Source organism: Streptosporangium sp. NPDC049644, from assembly GCF_040675205.1.
Classification (GTDB): Bacteria; Actinomycetota; Actinomycetes; order Streptosporangiales; family Streptosporangiaceae; genus Streptosporangium; species Streptosporangium fukuiense.
Window position 1 is genome coordinate 14,412 of record NZ_JBFAOJ010000065.1, and the last position, 14,560, is coordinate 28,971.

Here is a 14,560-nt window from a genome sequence, read left to right on the forward strand (position 1 = left end):
CCGACGATCTCCGGCTGCCGCCGTGTCGTCGTCCATCCGTCGTCTGTCCGAAGGCCACCGCCGTGGCGCCCGGCCGCCAGATCCTGGTGCCGCCCGCGACCTGCTCCGGCCTGGTGGTCCTCTTCGACCTGCCGCCGGCCGTCGCCTACGGCGTGCTGATGTTCCCCACCGCGGCGGCAGCCGGGTTCCCGCTCAGATCTCGCACGACAGAGCCGATGCCCTTCGAAAGGAGTTCAGCATGATCCGATCAGTGATCGCCGCGATCGTCCTGGTGGTCGCCGTCACCCCCGCCGCCCGCGCCTCGGCCGGTGAGGTGTACGTGGCCCTGGGGGACTCGGCCGCCTCAGGGCCGTTGGTACCCAACCAGGTGTTACCCGACCTCGGGTGCTGGCGCTCCGACCGTAACTACGCCCACCTCACCGCGCAGGCCATCGGGGCCGCCACGTTCCGCGACGTCACCTGCTCGGGCGCCAAGACCAAGGACATGTACACCGCACAGGGCACCGATCTTGGCTCGGTGCCGCCGCAGCTGAACGCGCTCAGCCAGGACACCACGCTGGTCACCGTGCAGATCGGCGCCAACGACGTGGGCCTGACCGGGTTCATCGAGGACTGTCTGAACCTGCTGCCGCCGCCCGTCGGCGACGCCTGCAACGACGACTACATCGAGAACGGGCAGGACACCTGGCGGGTCAAGACCGACGCACTGCGGCCGAAGCTGACCGCTTTGGTCTCCGACATCCGGGCCCGCTCACCGCAGGCCAGGATCTTCGTGGTGGGCTATGGGACCTACGCCCCGCCCAACGGCTGCTACCCCCGGGTACCGATCATCAAGCAGGACGCCAACTACATCCGCGCCACCCTGCAGTACTTCAACCAGGCGGTGGCGGAGCAGGCGGCGGCAGCGGGCGTCGCCTTCATCGACCTGCAGACACCGAGCAAGGGCCACGACCCGTGCACCTCGGCGGGAACGCGGTGGATCGAGCCCTACGTCCCCGCCTCGCCGGCCGCGCCTTTCCACCCCAACGCGCGTGGCATGCGCGGCTTCGCGGACGCGGTGATCGCCGCCGTCAACGGGGCGTGAGCCTCCTGGCCGCCAGCGCGGCTCCGATCTGCTGGAGCTGCGCCGGCTTGGCCGGGTCGAGCCCGGTCAGGCTCACCGCCCGCCGCAACCGGTAGTCGACGGTGTTCGGGTGCACGTGCAACAGCTCGGCCGTGCGGCGGCGGTCGAGCCCGGTCTCCAGATAGACCTTGAGCGTCCGCAGCAGGTCGGGGTTGTTCAGCAGCGGGTCGAGCAGGCCCGCGAGCCTGGAGGTGGCCCGGCTCGGCCGGGTGAGCTGGTACTCCAGCAGTACGTCGGCCAGCCGGTAGGCGCCCGGCGGGTGCCCGAAGATCCGCGCCACCTCCAGCACCTCCTCGGCCACTCCCGCGGCGGCCGGGACCTCGGCGGGCGTCGCCTGCTCGGCCGCCGCCCAGATCGGCACCCCCGCCGCCCTGGACATCGCCTCGACGACCTCGGTCACCATCGGCACCTCGTCGCCGTACGGGAGCAGCACGAGCCCGCCCGTCGCATCGAGCACGGACAGAACCTGCTCGGTGGCGTGACACTGCACGGCGGCCCTGATCCTGGCCAGCTTGCGCCGCCCGGCGATCGATCTGCCGGGCTCGTCCTGCTTCTCATCGGGGTGTTCCCCCACCGTGATCGCCATGACCAGGTAGCCGGGTGCCAGCCGTATCGCGGCCAGGGCCGTGTGATCGCCGCCGAGCAACGCGGAGGCCGCGGCGTGCATGGCGTGCTGCTCCCGGCAGAGCATGCCCTCGCGCTCCTGCAGGTAGGCGGCGCACACCGCGGAGGTCACCGCCTCGGTGTAGATGAGGACGAGGCGGTTCAGGTCGATCACCGCGGCGAAGTCGGCCGGCGTGGCGGTGGCGATCAGGCGGTCCCAGATCCAGCGGGTGCCCAGGTGGTAGGCGGCCAGCAGAGCCTCGAGCGGTACCCGTTCCTGGGCGCGGCGCGCGGCGGAGGCACGTAGCGGGGCCAGTTCGGCGGAGGCGGGCGGGCGCCTGTGGCGGAACATCTCGCAGATCATCCGCAGGTTGTGCTCGGTGATCCTGGTGATGTCGCCGTCGAGCTCCTCCCTGGGCAGCCTCCGGTAGATGGGGATCTCTTCCACGAAGACACGCACAAGCTGCCTGGCCAGGCTGGTCGCCTGGCGTTCCAGCAGCTCGTGCACGGGACATCCAGCCAGGATGAGCACGTCTGACACTGTCTCACACCAGGTTGTGATATCTCACCATTGCTCCGAAGTGGGAAGTGCCCGGCGACATCCCGGCCAACGTCGGGGTGCACTCCTGGGCACCTCGGCCGACGGTTCCGGAACAGGCCGACGCGTTCGTCACCCACGCGGGAATGGGCGGTGAGGTGGTGCGTTGTCAGAGAAGATGTTCTCCGAGGAGCAACCGGAGCAGCAGACCGAGCAGGCGGGGGGCCATCGGCCTCGCCGGCGCCGAGCGGGCGAGCCTGGGAGAAGACAGATCCGAGCCGGGGGTGGAAGAATGACTCGCTGCTCAGCCGGCATGCACTGGCATCCGCATCGAGCCCGCTTCGCGTCACAGTCGAAATTCGGCAAAGCATGCCGTTACTCCGTTCGCACACGCCTTGGTCAGGCGTGGGCGGCCGACGGCTTTTGGTCGTTTTCCACAACTGGAGCCGCGTAGTGTGCGTTGTCTGCGACATGGCGCCGCCAGTTGGTAGACGGAAGGGTGAACACTGCTGGGGGCCGCCGTGTCACGGCGCGCACATCGTTGATCTACAGGAGGGCTCGGTCGGGTGTTCAGTCGTGTCGCCATCGTCAATCGTGGTGAGGCCGCCATGCGGCTCATCCATGCCGTACGGGACATCGCCGCGGAGAGCGGGACACGGGTCGAGACCGTCGCCCTGCACACCGACGTCGACCGCACGGCCACCTTCGTCCGCGAAGCGGACCTGTCCTACGATCTCGGTCCCGCGTCCGCGCGCCCGTACCTCGATCTGAAGGTGCTGGAGCGCGCGTTGGTGGAGACCGGGGCCGACGCCGCGTGGGTGGGCTGGGGCTTCGTCGCAGAGGACCCGGCGTTCGCGGAGCTGTGCGAGAAGATCGGAGTCACCTTCGTCGGACCGAGCGCGGAGGCCATGCGCAAGCTCGGCGACAAGATCGGCGCGAAGCTGATCGCCGAGGAGGTCGGCGTGCCGGTCGCGCCGTGGAGTCGCGGCGCGGTCGAGAGCCTGGACGCCGCCCTGGCGGCGGCGGCCGAGATCGGCTACCCGCTGATGCTGAAGGCGACCGCGGGCGGCGGCGGGCGCGGCATCCGCGTGATCACGAACGAGGCCGAGCTCGCCGACGCCTACGAGCGCACCAGCCAGGAGGCCGCGCGGGCGTTCGGCAGCGGCATCGTGTTCCTGGAGCGCCTGGTCACCGGTGCCCGGCACGTCGAGGTCCAGGTGATCGCCGACGGCGACACAGCGTGGGCGCTCGGCGTCCGCGACTGCTCGGTGCAGCGGCGCAACCAGAAGGTCATCGAGGAGTCTGCGTCGCCGGTGCTCGGCCCCGTGCAGACGGCCGAGCTCAAGGCGTCGGCCGAAAGGCTGGCCGTCGCGGTCGGCTACCGCGGCGCGGCGACCGTCGAGTTCCTCTACCACCCCGGCGACAAGATGTTCGCGTTCCTCGAGGTCAACACCCGCCTGCAGGTCGAGCACCCGATCACCGAGTCCACCACCGGGTTCGACCTGGTCAGGGCGCAACTGCGGGTGGCGTCCGGCGGCAGGCTCGAAGGCGAGCCGCCGGTGGAGCGCGGGCACGCCGTCGAGGCCCGGCTCAACGCCGAAGACCCCGACCGCGACTTCGCACCCTCACCGGGCCGCATCGCACGGCTGGACCTGCCCGCCGGGCCGGGCATCCGCGTGGACACCGGCGTCAGCGAGGGCGACACCATCCCCGCCGACTTCGACTCGATGATCGCGAAGATCATCGCCTACGGCCGCGACCGCGACGAGGCGCTCGGCAGGCTGCGCCGGGCGATGGCGCAGACCACGGTGATCATCGAGGGCGGCGCGACGAACAAGAGCTTCGTGCTCGACCTGCTCGACCAGCCCGAGGTGATCGACGCCAGCGCGGACACCGGCTGGATCGACCGCGTCCGCGGCGAGGGCAGGCTCGTCTCGCACCGGCACTCCGCCGTCGCGCTGGCGGCCGCCGCCATCGAGGCGTACGAGGAGGAGGAGCGCGTCGAACGGCAGCGGCTGCTGTCGACGGCGTTCGGCGGACGCCCGCAGGTGCAGCACGAGAGCGGCCGGCCACTGGACCTCAAACTTCGTGGCGTCGGCTACCGCGTGCGTGTCGCGCGGGTCGGCGCGCATCGGTTCCGCGTCGGCGTCGAAGCGGGTGGCGACGTCCGCACCGCCGACGTCGAACTCGACCGCTTCGACCGGCACACCGGGCGGATCGTCGTCAACGGCACCCGGTACCGCCTGCTCACCGACACGCACGGGCCGATCCACCTGGTCGAGGTGGACGGCGTGACGCACCGGGTCAGCCGCGACGAGGGCGGCGTCGTCCGCTCGCCCGCGCCCGCGCTGGTCGTCGCCACGCCGCTGAAGGTCGGCGCCGAGGTCGAGGCGGGCGCACCGGTGCTGGTGCTGGAGAGCATGAAGATGGAGACGGTGCTGCGGGCGCCGTTCAAGGCGCGCCTGAAGGAATGCGTCGTGTCCGTGGGCAGCCAGGTGGAGACCGGTGCACCGCTACTGTGGCTGGAGCCGCTCGCCGACGACGACGCCGAAGCCGAGAACACCTCGGCCACCGGCTCCGTCGAGCTGGACCTGCCCGCCACACCCGGGAGGATCCCGGTGCGGGAGCGCACCACACGCGGCCAAGAGGACCTGCGCAGCCTGCTGCTGGGCTTCGACGTCGACCCGCACGACGAACGCCGGGTGCTCGACGACTACCTCGCCGCGCGCCGGGCGGCCATCGAGGACGGCCACCGGCCACTGGCCGAGGAGCTCGAACTCATCGACGTGTTCGCCGACCTCGCCGAGCTGAGCCGTAACCGGCCGGCGGGCGAGGACGGCGGCGGTGACGGCCACGTGTACAGCGCCCGCGAGTACTTCCACACCTACCTGCAGAGCCTCGACGTCGAGCGGGCCAGGCTGCCGGAGGCGTTCCAGGCCAAGCTCGCCAAGGCGCTCGGGCACTACGGTGTCACCGAGCTGGAGCGCGCCCCCGAGCTCGAAGCCGCGGTCTTCCGGATCTTCCTCGCCCAGCAGCGCGTGTCCGCCGACGCCGCGGTCGTCGCGACGCTGCTGCGCGCGTGGCTGCGGGAGCCGCCGCCGGACGAGACGCTGCGCGAGCCCGCCGGTCTCGCGCTGGAGCGGCTGGTCGCCGCGACACAGGTCCGCTTCCCGGTGGTCTCCGACCTCGCGCGCGGCGTGGTGTTCGCCTGGTTCGCCCAGCCGCTGCTGCGCCGCAACCGCGCCCGTGTCTATGCGAACGTCCGCAAGCACCTGCGCCACCTGGACGCGTACCCGGACGCGCCGGACCGCGCGACGCGCATCGCCGAGATGGTGCGCAGCACCGAGCCGCTGGTGCGGCTGCTCGGCCAGCGGCTTGTCCGCGACGACCTGGACAACGCGGTCATGCTGGAGGTACTGACCCGGCGGTACTACGGCAACAAGGGTCTCACCGGCGTCCGCACCGGCGAGGTCGCGGGCTGCACGTTCGTGGTCGCCGAACGCGCGGGCTCGTGCGTGGTCTCCTCCGCGGTGAGCTTCGAAGCGCTGGGCGGCGCGCTGCGCGGGCTCGCCGAGCTGGCGGGCGACGAGAACGCCATCGATGCCGACATCTATCTCGCCTGGGAGAACCAGCCGGAGGACTCCGACGCGATGGCCGCCGCGCTGCACGAGGTCGTCAGCGCGCACCCGCTGCCGGACCAGGTCCGCAGGCTCACCACCACCGTCGCGGGCAGCGGCGGCGCGGTGATGCACCACCACTTCACGTTCCGCCCGTCGACCACCGGGATGGCCGAGGAGCGGCTGATCCGTGGCCTGCATCCGTACATCGCGCAGCGGATGCAGCTGGAGCGGCTGAGCAAGTTCGACCTCACCCGGCTGTCGTCGTCGGACGAGGAGGTCTACCTCTTCCAGTGCGTGGCGCGGGAGAACCCGTCGGACGACCGCCTCGTCGCGTTCGCCCAGGTGCGTGACCTGACCGAGCTGCGCGAGCACGACGGCAGGCTGGTCGCACTGCCGACGGCCGAGGACACCGTCGCCACCTGCCTCGACTCGATCCGCCGCGCGCAGTCCCGGCGACCGTCGAAGAAACGCTTCAACACCAACCGGATCGTGCTCTACATCTGGCCGCCGAGCGACATCACCCGCGCGGAGCTGGAGATGATCGCCGGACGCGTGCTGCCGACGACCGCGGGCGCCGGGCTGGAGGAGATCCTGTTCATCGCGCGGCAGCGCGACCGGAAGACCGGCGAGCTGGCCAAGATCGCCGTGCGCATCTCCTTCGACGCCACCGGCGGCACCGAACTGACCGTCGGCGAGCCGTCGGACGAGCTGGTCGAGCCGCTCGACGACTACCGGCAGAAGGTGCTGCGCGCGAGCAGCCGCAACACGGTGTACCCGTACGAGCTGACCGGCCTGCTCGGCGACTTCGTCGAACACGACCTCGGCGACGACCAGGCGCTGGTGCCGGTCGACCGGCCGAAGGGGCGTAACACCGCGGCGATCGTCGCGGGCGTGGTCACCACGCCGACCCGGCGGCACCCGCAGGGCCTCACCAGGGTCGTGCTGCTCGGCGACCCGACCAAGTCGCTCGGCGCGCTGTCGGAGCCGGAGTGCCGCCGCGTGGTCGCCGCGCTGGACCTGGCCGAGCGGATGCGGGTGCCGCTGGAGTGGTACGCGTTGTCCTCCGGCGCCCGGATCTCCATGGAGTCGGGCACGGAGAACATGGACTGGGTGGCCGCGGCGCTCAAGCGGATCGTCGAGTTCACCCAGGACGGCGGCGAGATCAACATCGTGGTCGCGGGCATCAACGTCGGCGCGCAGCCGTACTGGAACGCCGAGGCCACGATGCTCATGCACACCAAGGGCATCCTGGTGATGACGCCGGACTCGGCGATGGTGCTCACCGGCAAGCAGTCGCTCGACTTCTCCGGTGGCGTGTCGGCCGAGGACAACTTCGGCATCGGCGGCTACGACCGGGTGATGGGCCCGAACGGGCAGGCGCACTACTGGGCACCGAACCTGGCCGCCGCGCGGGACGTGCTGATGTCGCACTACGACCACACGTACGTCGCACCCGGCGAGGAGACGCCGCGGCGGGCCAAGACGACCGACCCCGTCGACCGTGACATCTCCGACTTCCCGCATGTCCTGGTCGACAGCGACTTCACCACCGTCGGCGAGATCTTCTCCGCCGAGGCCAACCCGGACCGCAAGAAGCCGTTCGACATCCGGACCGTGATGCGGGCGCTCTCCGACCAGGACCACCCGGTGCTGGAACGCTGGGCGGGCATGGCCGACGCGGAGACCGCAGCGGTGCAGGACGTGCACCTGGGCGGCATGCCGGTCTGCCTGCTCGGCATCGAGTCACGGGCGGTACCCCGGCGCGGCTTCCCGCCCACCGACGGCCCGGACACCTACACCGCGGGCACGCTGTTCCCCCAGTCGTCGAAGAAGGCCGCGCGGGCGATCAACGCGGCCAGCGGCAACCGGCCGCTGGTGGTGCTGGCCAACCTGTCGGGCTTCGACGGCTCGCCGGAGTCGATGCGGAAGCTGCAGCTGGAGTACGGCGCCGAGATCGGCCGCGCGATCGTGAACTTCCGCGGGCCCATCGTGTTCTGCGTGATCTCGCGGTACCACGGCGGCGCGTTCGTGGTGTTCTCGAAGGCGCTGAACCCGAACATGACCGTGCTCGCGCTGGAAGGCTCGTTCGCCTCGGTGCTCGGCGGCGCCCCCGCCGCCGCGGTGGTGTTCTCCGGCGACGTCAACGCCCGCACCGCGGCCGACCCGCGCGTACGGGACCTGGAGACCCGCGTCACGGCCGCCTCCGGCGCCGACCGCGCCGCGTTGACCGCGGAGCTCGACGAGCTCCGCTCGTCGGTCCGTGCGGAGAAGCTCGGCGAGGTGGCCACGGAGTTCGACCGCGTGCACGACATCCGGCGCGCGGTCGAGGTCGGCTCCGTCGACGCCGTCATCCGCGCCGCGGAACTGCGCCCACGGATCATCGAGGCCATCGAGTCCCGCCTGCGCTGACAGTGAGGCACCTGGTCGAGGACCTCGCCGTGGCTTCTCAAGCCGGCCCGCACCGGTGCGGACGCGTTCCGCGCCTCGCGAACGGCGGGCAGCTGTAGACCCCACCACCTCGACGTCTTCCAAGCGACCCGCGCCGTGATCGACCGACACGGCGCGGGTCCCTGTCCCGCCGACGCACTCGCCACCGTCGCCGGCGTCACCGCCGAGGACGCGCGCCGGGTGGTGCGGTCACACCGTGGTGCGGGACGCCGGCGTCTCCTCACGCGGTGTGCTCCGCAGGCGCCGTACCACCTGGGCGAGGCCCGCTGCGACGAGCGCCGCCGCCACCAGCAGGGCACTGACCCACAGCGGCGAGCGGTAGCCGAGTCCGGCGGCGATGGTGAGGCCGCCGACGGCGGGTCCGACGGCCGCACCCACGTTGAGGGCCGCGGTCGCGAAGGAGCCGCCGAGCGAGGGTGCCTGCGTCGCCGCGTACAGCACCTGGGCGATCAAGGTCGAACCGACGGCGAACGAGAGGGCCCCCTGGACGAAGACGAGCAGGAGGACGGCGGTCGGACTGCCGGCCACGGCGGTGAAGAGCGCCCACCCGGCGAGCAGGGCGATCCCGCCCGGAATCAGGACCCGCATCGGCCGCGTGTCCGACAGGCGACCGCCGACGGTCACACCGGCGAACGATCCGAGACCGAACAGCGCCAGCACCGCCGGCACCCAGCGCTCGGAGAATCCGCTGACGTCGACGACCAGCGGGGTCAGATAAGTGAAGGTGCAGAAGGTCGCGGCGTTCACCAGCGCGGCCAGCAGCAGCACGACCAGCAGTCGTGGGCCGCGCAGCGCCCGCAGTTCGCGCCGAGCACGGGGACGGGCCTCGTCCGGGTCGCCGGTCGCCTGAACCGTGTCGGGCACCGAGCGCAGCACGGCGAAGACGGCCGGCAGGGAGATCAGGGCGACGGCCCAGAACGCCGCACGCCAGCCGAACGCCTGACCGAGCGCGGCACCGGCGGGCACACCGGCGACACACGCGAGCGTGATGCCCCCCAGCAGGATGGAGGTCGCCCGCCCCTTGGCGTTCGGCGCGACCATATCGATCGCCGCCGCGAGCCCCACAGCCAGGAAACCGGCGTTGGCCAGCGCCCCGAGGACCCGGGTCACCAGGAGCACGGAGAAGGTGGTGGTGACCGCGCCGACGACATGCACGAGCATGAACGCGACCAGGAAGACGAGCAGCGCCCGCCGGCGCGGCCAGCGCAGACTGAGGACCGCCATCAGCGGAGCGCCGACGATCATTCCTGCGGCGAAGGCCGACGTCAGCGCGCCGGCGGCCGAGACGGACACATTCAGTTCGTCGGCGATGTCCGGAACCAGCCCGGACAACATGAACTCGGACGTTCCCTGGGCGAATACCGCCAGTCCGAGGATGTAAATGGCAAAGGGCATGAGCAGAGAACTCCACAGCCACGTCGAAAGGGATCACGAAGGACACGGGACACCACCCCGGCACTCCCGAATTGGCCGCACGAAGCGTGCGTTCATCCGGGGCACACGGGGGCCTACCGTGTGAAGGAGACCCGGCCTGGCGCCACCAGCGGTACGACGAAGGTGACGGAACTACCGGGAAGAATCAGTCCATAAGACGGTGATCCGGCGGCGAAAGGACACGCGGCCTCAGCGATGGCGCTGCCGCGTGACACCACAGGAAGCCACCGAAGAACCGGTGGCTAACGTCTTGACGCCTCGGGACCGGACATGGCCACATGATAGCGAAGAACCGTGGAACTCTTGAGGCCTCGTGCCAGGTGCCGACGGCCGTCGGGCGGGGATGGTGTTCCAGCGCCCGGAGTCGGCGGGCCGGGCGCCGGTGTCTTGCCGGGGGTGTGGGCGGCAGGAATCGCGCGTCGAGTACACGGCGGGCACGCCCGTCACGAACCCGGCCGGTCCGGCCCCGAAAACTCGTTCACGGCTCAGAGGCGGAATCTTCAGGAGGCGTTCGTCCGGAAAGAGGAGCGGTAGGACTGCGGCGTGACGCCGACGACGCGCTTGAACCGCTCCCGGAACGCGGTGGCCGAACCGAAACCGGCCTGCGCGGCGATGCGTTCGACGCCGTGGCCGGTGGTCTCCAGCAGGAACTGCGCGCGCCGTACGCGTGCTCGCAGCAGCCACTGCAGCGGGGTGGTGCCCGTCTGCTCGCGGAAGCGGCGGCTGAAGGTCCTCTCGCTCATCCCGCTGCGCGTGGCCATCTCCGCCAGCGTCACCTCCTGGGCGAGGTTGTGCTCGATCCACGACAGCACCGGCTCCAGCAGCGACCCCTGGGGTACCGGCGGCTGGGCGTGCGGGATGAACTGCGCCTGCCCGCCCTCCCGTTCCAGCGGCGTCACCGACAGCCGGGCCGAGTCCGCGGCGACCGCCGAGCCGAAATCCCGCCGGATGATGTGCAGGCACAGGTCCAGGCCGGCGGCGGCCCCGGCCGAGGTCAGGATCTGGCCGTTGTCAACGTACAGAACATCCGGCCGCACATCCACCCGCGGGAACATCCGGGCCAGCCGACGAGCCGCCACCCAGTGCGTGGTCGCGCTCAGTCCGTCCAGCAGCCCGGTCGCGGCAAGGGTGAACGCCCCCACGCAGATGGAGGCGATCCGGGTGCCGGCGGCCGCGGCCGCGCGCAGGGCGTCGAGCACCTCCCGGGCCGGCGGGGCGGCCTGTTCGGAACATCCCGGCACGACGATCGTGTCCGCCTCCCGCAGCGCCTCCGGGCCGTGCGGGGCGATGAGCGTGAAGGCGTCGCCGGCCACCTGCGGCGTCGCGGCACAGACCAGGACCCGGTACGGCCGGCGCCCGTCCGCCAGCCGGGCACGCCCGAACACCTCGATCGGCGTCGCCATGTCGGCCGCCACCACATGGTCCAGAGCCAGGACCGCCACCGTGTGCATGAGGACACGGTAGGCGAGAATTCGCCGACCACGAACAGGCAGGTGAAGCGCCTGACGCGGCCGTCTTCGCAGCCAGGGCCCGATGGCGGGAACCCGTTGGAGATTGTCGGTTCAGCCCCTGGGGCGCCGAGGACGGCCGCTCTAGCCTTGCGCTGCGAGATCCGGGCAAGCGAAGAAGGAGCAGCGCCGATGCATGCATGACTTTTAGCTGCCATCACACCCTGATGAGGTGCCGCACGCCGCGGGCATGCCGTGATCGCCGAACCGGTGAGGGCCGAAGGCGCCGCCCGCGACCCGCGGCGCACCCTCATGGCCGCCGCCCTGGCCCGGCTGCCGGAGATCGGCGGACCGCCGGTCCTGCGGCGCCTCGACAGGGCGACGGAGCGGACCGGGCAGGTCCGCGTCAACCGAAGCACCCCTACCCCAGAACGGATCGTCACACTCCATGTCCATCGTCATGCCGATCGTCATCGGGCTGATCTGCGTTTCCCTCATGTCCCTGATCCCCGAGCCGCGTCGACGCCAGGTCAACGCCGTGCTGGTCGGAGGTGCGGGCGCCGCCTACCTCAGCGGGGGCGGGCTCGGGTACTGGGAGTTCGTCCTGCCGGTCGTCATGACCTATGTCGCCTACCGGGGGCTCAACAGCTGGACCTGGATCGGCATCGGCTGGCTGCTCCACACCGCCTGGGACGTCGTGCACCACCTCAAGGGAAACCCCATCCTCCCCTTCGCCGAGCATTCCTCCTTCGGCTGCGCCATCTGCGACCCGGTTGTGGCGCTGTGGTGCTTCGCGGGCGGGCCATCGATCCTGGACTGGGCGCGTGCCCGTCTGTCCCGCGAGCCCGCGATGCCGATCGGCCCTGCCGGAGAGTGAATCGGCTCAGCTCCGGGTCCAGTCGAAACACCGGACAAGATCAACTCATCGAGGACTCCGAGCTGGGCGGACAAGGTCAGCCGGGCGCCCTGGCGCGGCCGGCCGCGGTGGCTCGGCGGGTCAACCGCCAAGGGCTTCCGCCATGCGGTCGAGGTCGGTGAGGAGGGCGGCCAGGCGCCGCTGCGGGACCGCGTCGACCATGTGCCGTTCGATGGCATAGACGGCGGACCGGGCCGCGTCGAGACGACTGCGGCCCTCTGCGGTGAGGTGCGCGGGAAGGGCGCGGCCGTGGTCGGCGCTGGCAGGCCGGAAGATCAGGTCTGCGTCCTGAAGACCGCGAAGGACGACGTTCATGGATTGCCGCGTGACGAATGCGCCGCGGGCGAGCTCGGCGTTGGACAGGCCGGGCTGCTGGTCGAGGAGTTCGAGGCATGCGTACTGCGGCACCGTCAGGCCGTGCTCGCGCAGCGCTTTGTCCATAGCGCCGCGCAGCGCCGCAGCGGCGCGTTTGAGGCGGTATCCCACGTGCTCGGTGACGTCCCGAGCGGGATGGGGCGGGTCCACGGGCTTCCGGTCTTCCATGTCAGCATTTTGACATAGGTGGGCCGCCGCGAGTACATTCCCTTAATGTCAAAGTCCTGACATAAAGGAACCCCGGGAGGACCCATGACCGCCACCGTCGACGGCCCTGACTTCATCGCGCTGCAGGTACGCGATGTCGAGGCAGCGGCCGCCTTCTGCGAAAAGCATCTCGGACTGCGACGGGCACCGGCCTCGCCTCCCGGTGCGGTGGTGTTCACCACCGCGCCGATCCCGTTCGCCGTCCGCGAGCCGCTGCCGGGTGTGGACCTCGACGACGTCGCGCGGCCCGGCCTCGGGGTGGCCCTGTGGTTCCGCACCACGGACGCCCAGGAGTTGCACGACCGGCTCGCCGCTGCCGGGGTGCCCATCATCACTCCGCCCAAGGACAGTCCCTTCGGCCGCATGTTCACTTTCACCGGCCCCGAGGGCTACACCCTCACCGCGCACGGAGGCCGACCATGACCGCCGCCATCATCCCCTCCGGCTCTTTCTCGCTCTCGGCGAGTGTGCGCCTCCCGGAGGGCTCCCCCCGCGAGAGTCGTGTCCTGAGCCGACAAGGGAAAACGCGTCTCGGGTGTTCCTCCGGGCCGGTCAGCCGAGGTCGGCGAGTTTACGTTCCAGCACCGCCCGCTCGCGCTCGTTGCCGCACAATCGTATGGCGAGCTCCAGTTCGGTGCGCGCCTCGCCGATACGGCCCAGGCGGGTGAGCAGTTCCCCGCGAACGCTCGGCAGCAGGTGCGAGTTCGACAGCGCTCCGGCGGCCACCAGCTCGTCCACGATCGGCAGCGCCGCAGCCGGCCCCCGGGCCATGGAGACCGCCACCGCCCGGTTGAGGTCGACAACCGGTGACGGCGCGAGCCGGCCGAGCGCCTCGTAGACGAGCACGATGCGCTCCCAGTCCGTCGCGTCGACCGACGGGGCGAGGGCATGACATTCGGCGATCGCCGCCTGCAGGCCGTAGGCGCCCAGCCCCCGGCCGACCCGCGCCGCGCGAGCCAGGGCGGCTCGTCCCCGGCGGATCGCGGCGCGGTCCCAGCGGCGGCGGTCCTGGCGCTCCAGCAGCACCGGCTCGCCGTCCGGTCCGGTGCGGGAGGGGAAGCGCGCCGCGGTCAGCTCGAGTAGCGCCAGCAGGCCGTGCACCTCGGGCTCGTCCGGCACCAGCCGGCTCAGCACCCGCGCGAGGCGCTGTGCCTCGCTCGCGAGGTCGAGTCGGATCAGACTGTCACCGGAGCTGGCCGAGGACCCTTCCGTGAAGATCAGGTAGACCACGCTGAGCACCGAGCCGAGCCGCTCGGCCCGCTCCTCGGCCGACGGCAGCTCGAACGGCACCCGGGCCGCCCCGAGGGTCTTCTTCGCCCGAGTGATGCGGGCCTGAACGGTGGCGGCCGGAACGAGAAACACCTTGGCGATCTCGTCACTGGTCAGACCGCCGACCACCCGCAGGGTGAGCGCCACCCTCGCCTCCCGCGACAGCACGGGGTGGCAGGAGATGAACATCAACGCGAGCACGTCGTCATCGATCTGGTCCGGATCCCACAGCACGCCCTCGGCGTCCCGGACCGGATCGGCGGGTGCGCTCCCCGAGAGCACCTCCCCCTCGCCCAGGTCGCGGGCGAGGGCGGCGTACCTCTCGTCAAGGGCGGAGCGCCGGCGGAACGCGTCGATCGCGCGGCGCCGGCCGACGGTGAGCAACCACCCCGCGGGGTTGCGGGGCACGCCGTCGCGTGGCCAGGTCACGAGTGCCTCGGCCAGCGCCTCCTGGGCGAGGTCCTCGGCCAACGCGAAGTCTCCGGTGTAGCGCGCGAGCGCGCCGACGATCCGTGCGGACTCGATCCGCCAGACGGCGGCAACGGCCTCACGGCCGGTGGGCTCGGCCATCTCCTGCCG

Annotated in this window: 10 protein-coding genes; 5 read left to right on the plus strand and 5 right to left on the minus strand. The window is 71.3% G+C overall.

All coding sequences use genetic code 11. From position 1 onward, the window contains the following. Positions 1 to 62 precede the first annotated feature (62 nt). Both AB0J58_RS29850 and AB0J58_RS29855 read left to right on the plus strand, forming a co-directional pair. Positions 63 to 242, plus strand: coding sequence for a hypothetical protein (locus tag AB0J58_RS29850; protein WP_364221804.1), 180 nt, complete (start codon positions 63 to 65; stop codon positions 240 to 242). Next, positions 239 to 1,084 (plus strand): SGNH/GDSL hydrolase family protein, encoded by an 846-nt coding sequence (locus tag AB0J58_RS29855; RefSeq protein WP_364221807.1) that lies wholly within the window; start codon positions 239 to 241, stop codon positions 1,082 to 1,084. The genes AB0J58_RS29850 and AB0J58_RS29855 overlap by 4 nt, the downstream gene beginning before the upstream one ends. On the opposite strand, the gene AB0J58_RS29860 is transcribed toward AB0J58_RS29855, so the two are convergent. Continuing rightward, positions 1,071 to 2,258: a helix-turn-helix domain-containing protein gene (locus AB0J58_RS29860; protein ID WP_364221810.1), complete on the minus strand. Its 1,188-nt coding sequence runs from the start codon at positions 2,256 to 2,258 to the stop codon at positions 1,071 to 1,073. The two genes, AB0J58_RS29855 and AB0J58_RS29860, sit on opposite strands and share 14 nt — an antisense overlap. 572 nt (positions 2,259 to 2,830) lie before the next feature. Here AB0J58_RS29860 and AB0J58_RS29865 point away from each other — a divergent pair. Next, positions 2,831 to 8,293, plus strand: a complete 5,463-nt coding sequence (locus tag AB0J58_RS29865) for a carboxyl transferase domain-containing protein (RefSeq protein ID WP_364221813.1) — start codon at positions 2,831 to 2,833, stop codon at positions 8,291 to 8,293. Positions 8,294 to 8,521: 228 nt separating this feature from the next. Here the strand turns inward: AB0J58_RS29865 and AB0J58_RS29870 are convergent, their stop codons facing one another. Beyond that, positions 8,522 to 9,727, minus strand: coding sequence for a Cmx/CmrA family chloramphenicol efflux MFS transporter (locus AB0J58_RS29870; RefSeq protein WP_364221816.1), 1,206 nt, complete (start codon positions 9,725 to 9,727; stop codon positions 8,522 to 8,524). A 539-nt stretch (positions 9,728 to 10,266) separates the two neighbouring features. Then, complete coding sequence (locus AB0J58_RS29875; protein ID WP_364221819.1) at positions 10,267 to 11,217, minus strand: helix-turn-helix domain-containing protein; 951 nt, start codon at positions 11,215 to 11,217, stop codon at positions 10,267 to 10,269. A gap of 445 nt (positions 11,218 to 11,662) precedes the next feature. On the opposite strand from AB0J58_RS29875, the gene AB0J58_RS29880 reads away from it, so the two are divergent. Then, positions 11,663 to 12,091 carry a DUF6010 family protein gene (locus AB0J58_RS29880; RefSeq protein ID WP_364221822.1) on the plus strand — a complete coding sequence of 143 codons (429 nt, stop codon included), beginning with the start codon at positions 11,663 to 11,665 and terminating at the stop codon, positions 12,089 to 12,091. A 120-nt stretch (positions 12,092 to 12,211) separates the two neighbouring features. On the opposite strand, the gene AB0J58_RS29885 is transcribed toward AB0J58_RS29880, so the two are convergent. Then, complete coding sequence (locus AB0J58_RS29885; protein ID WP_364221825.1) at positions 12,212 to 12,673, minus strand: MarR family transcriptional regulator; 462 nt, start codon at positions 12,671 to 12,673, stop codon at positions 12,212 to 12,214. Positions 12,674 to 12,757: 84 nt separating this feature from the next. On the opposite strand from AB0J58_RS29885, the gene AB0J58_RS29890 reads away from it, so the two are divergent. After that, entirely contained in the window at positions 12,758 to 13,135 is a 378-nt protein-coding gene (locus tag AB0J58_RS29890) for a VOC family protein (RefSeq protein WP_364221828.1), read from the plus strand. 129 nt (positions 13,136 to 13,264) lie between these two features. On the opposite strand, the gene AB0J58_RS29895 is transcribed toward AB0J58_RS29890, so the two are convergent. After that, complete coding sequence (locus tag AB0J58_RS29895; protein WP_364221831.1) at positions 13,265 to 14,551, minus strand: DUF6596 domain-containing protein; 1,287 nt, start codon at positions 14,549 to 14,551, stop codon at positions 13,265 to 13,267. Positions 14,552 to 14,560 lie beyond the last annotated feature (9 nt).

What these genes read in the sequence shown, in the direction of transcription:
- AB0J58_RS29885 (WP_364221825.1), bottom strand. Translation starts at nt 12,673, where the DNA reads ATGGAAGACCGGAAGCCCGTGGACCCGCCCCATCCCGCTCGGGACGTC.
- AB0J58_RS29870 (WP_364221816.1), bottom strand. Translation starts at nt 9,727, where the DNA reads ATGCCCTTTGCCATTTACATCCTCGGACTGGCGGTATTCGCCCAGGGA.
- AB0J58_RS29890 (WP_364221828.1), top strand. Translation starts at nt 12,758, where the DNA reads ATGACCGCCACCGTCGACGGCCCTGACTTCATCGCGCTGCAGGTACGC.
- AB0J58_RS29855 (WP_364221807.1), top strand. Translation starts at nt 239, where the DNA reads ATGATCCGATCAGTGATCGCCGCGATCGTCCTGGTGGTCGCCGTCACC.
- AB0J58_RS29880 (WP_364221822.1), top strand. Translation starts at nt 11,663, where the DNA reads ATGTCCATCGTCATGCCGATCGTCATCGGGCTGATCTGCGTTTCCCTC.
- AB0J58_RS29895 (WP_364221831.1), bottom strand. Translation starts at nt 14,551, where the DNA reads ATGGCCGAGCCCACCGGCCGTGAGGCCGTTGCCGCCGTCTGGCGGATC.
- AB0J58_RS29875 (WP_364221819.1), bottom strand. Translation starts at nt 11,217, where the DNA reads ATGCACACGGTGGCGGTCCTGGCTCTGGACCATGTGGTGGCGGCCGAC.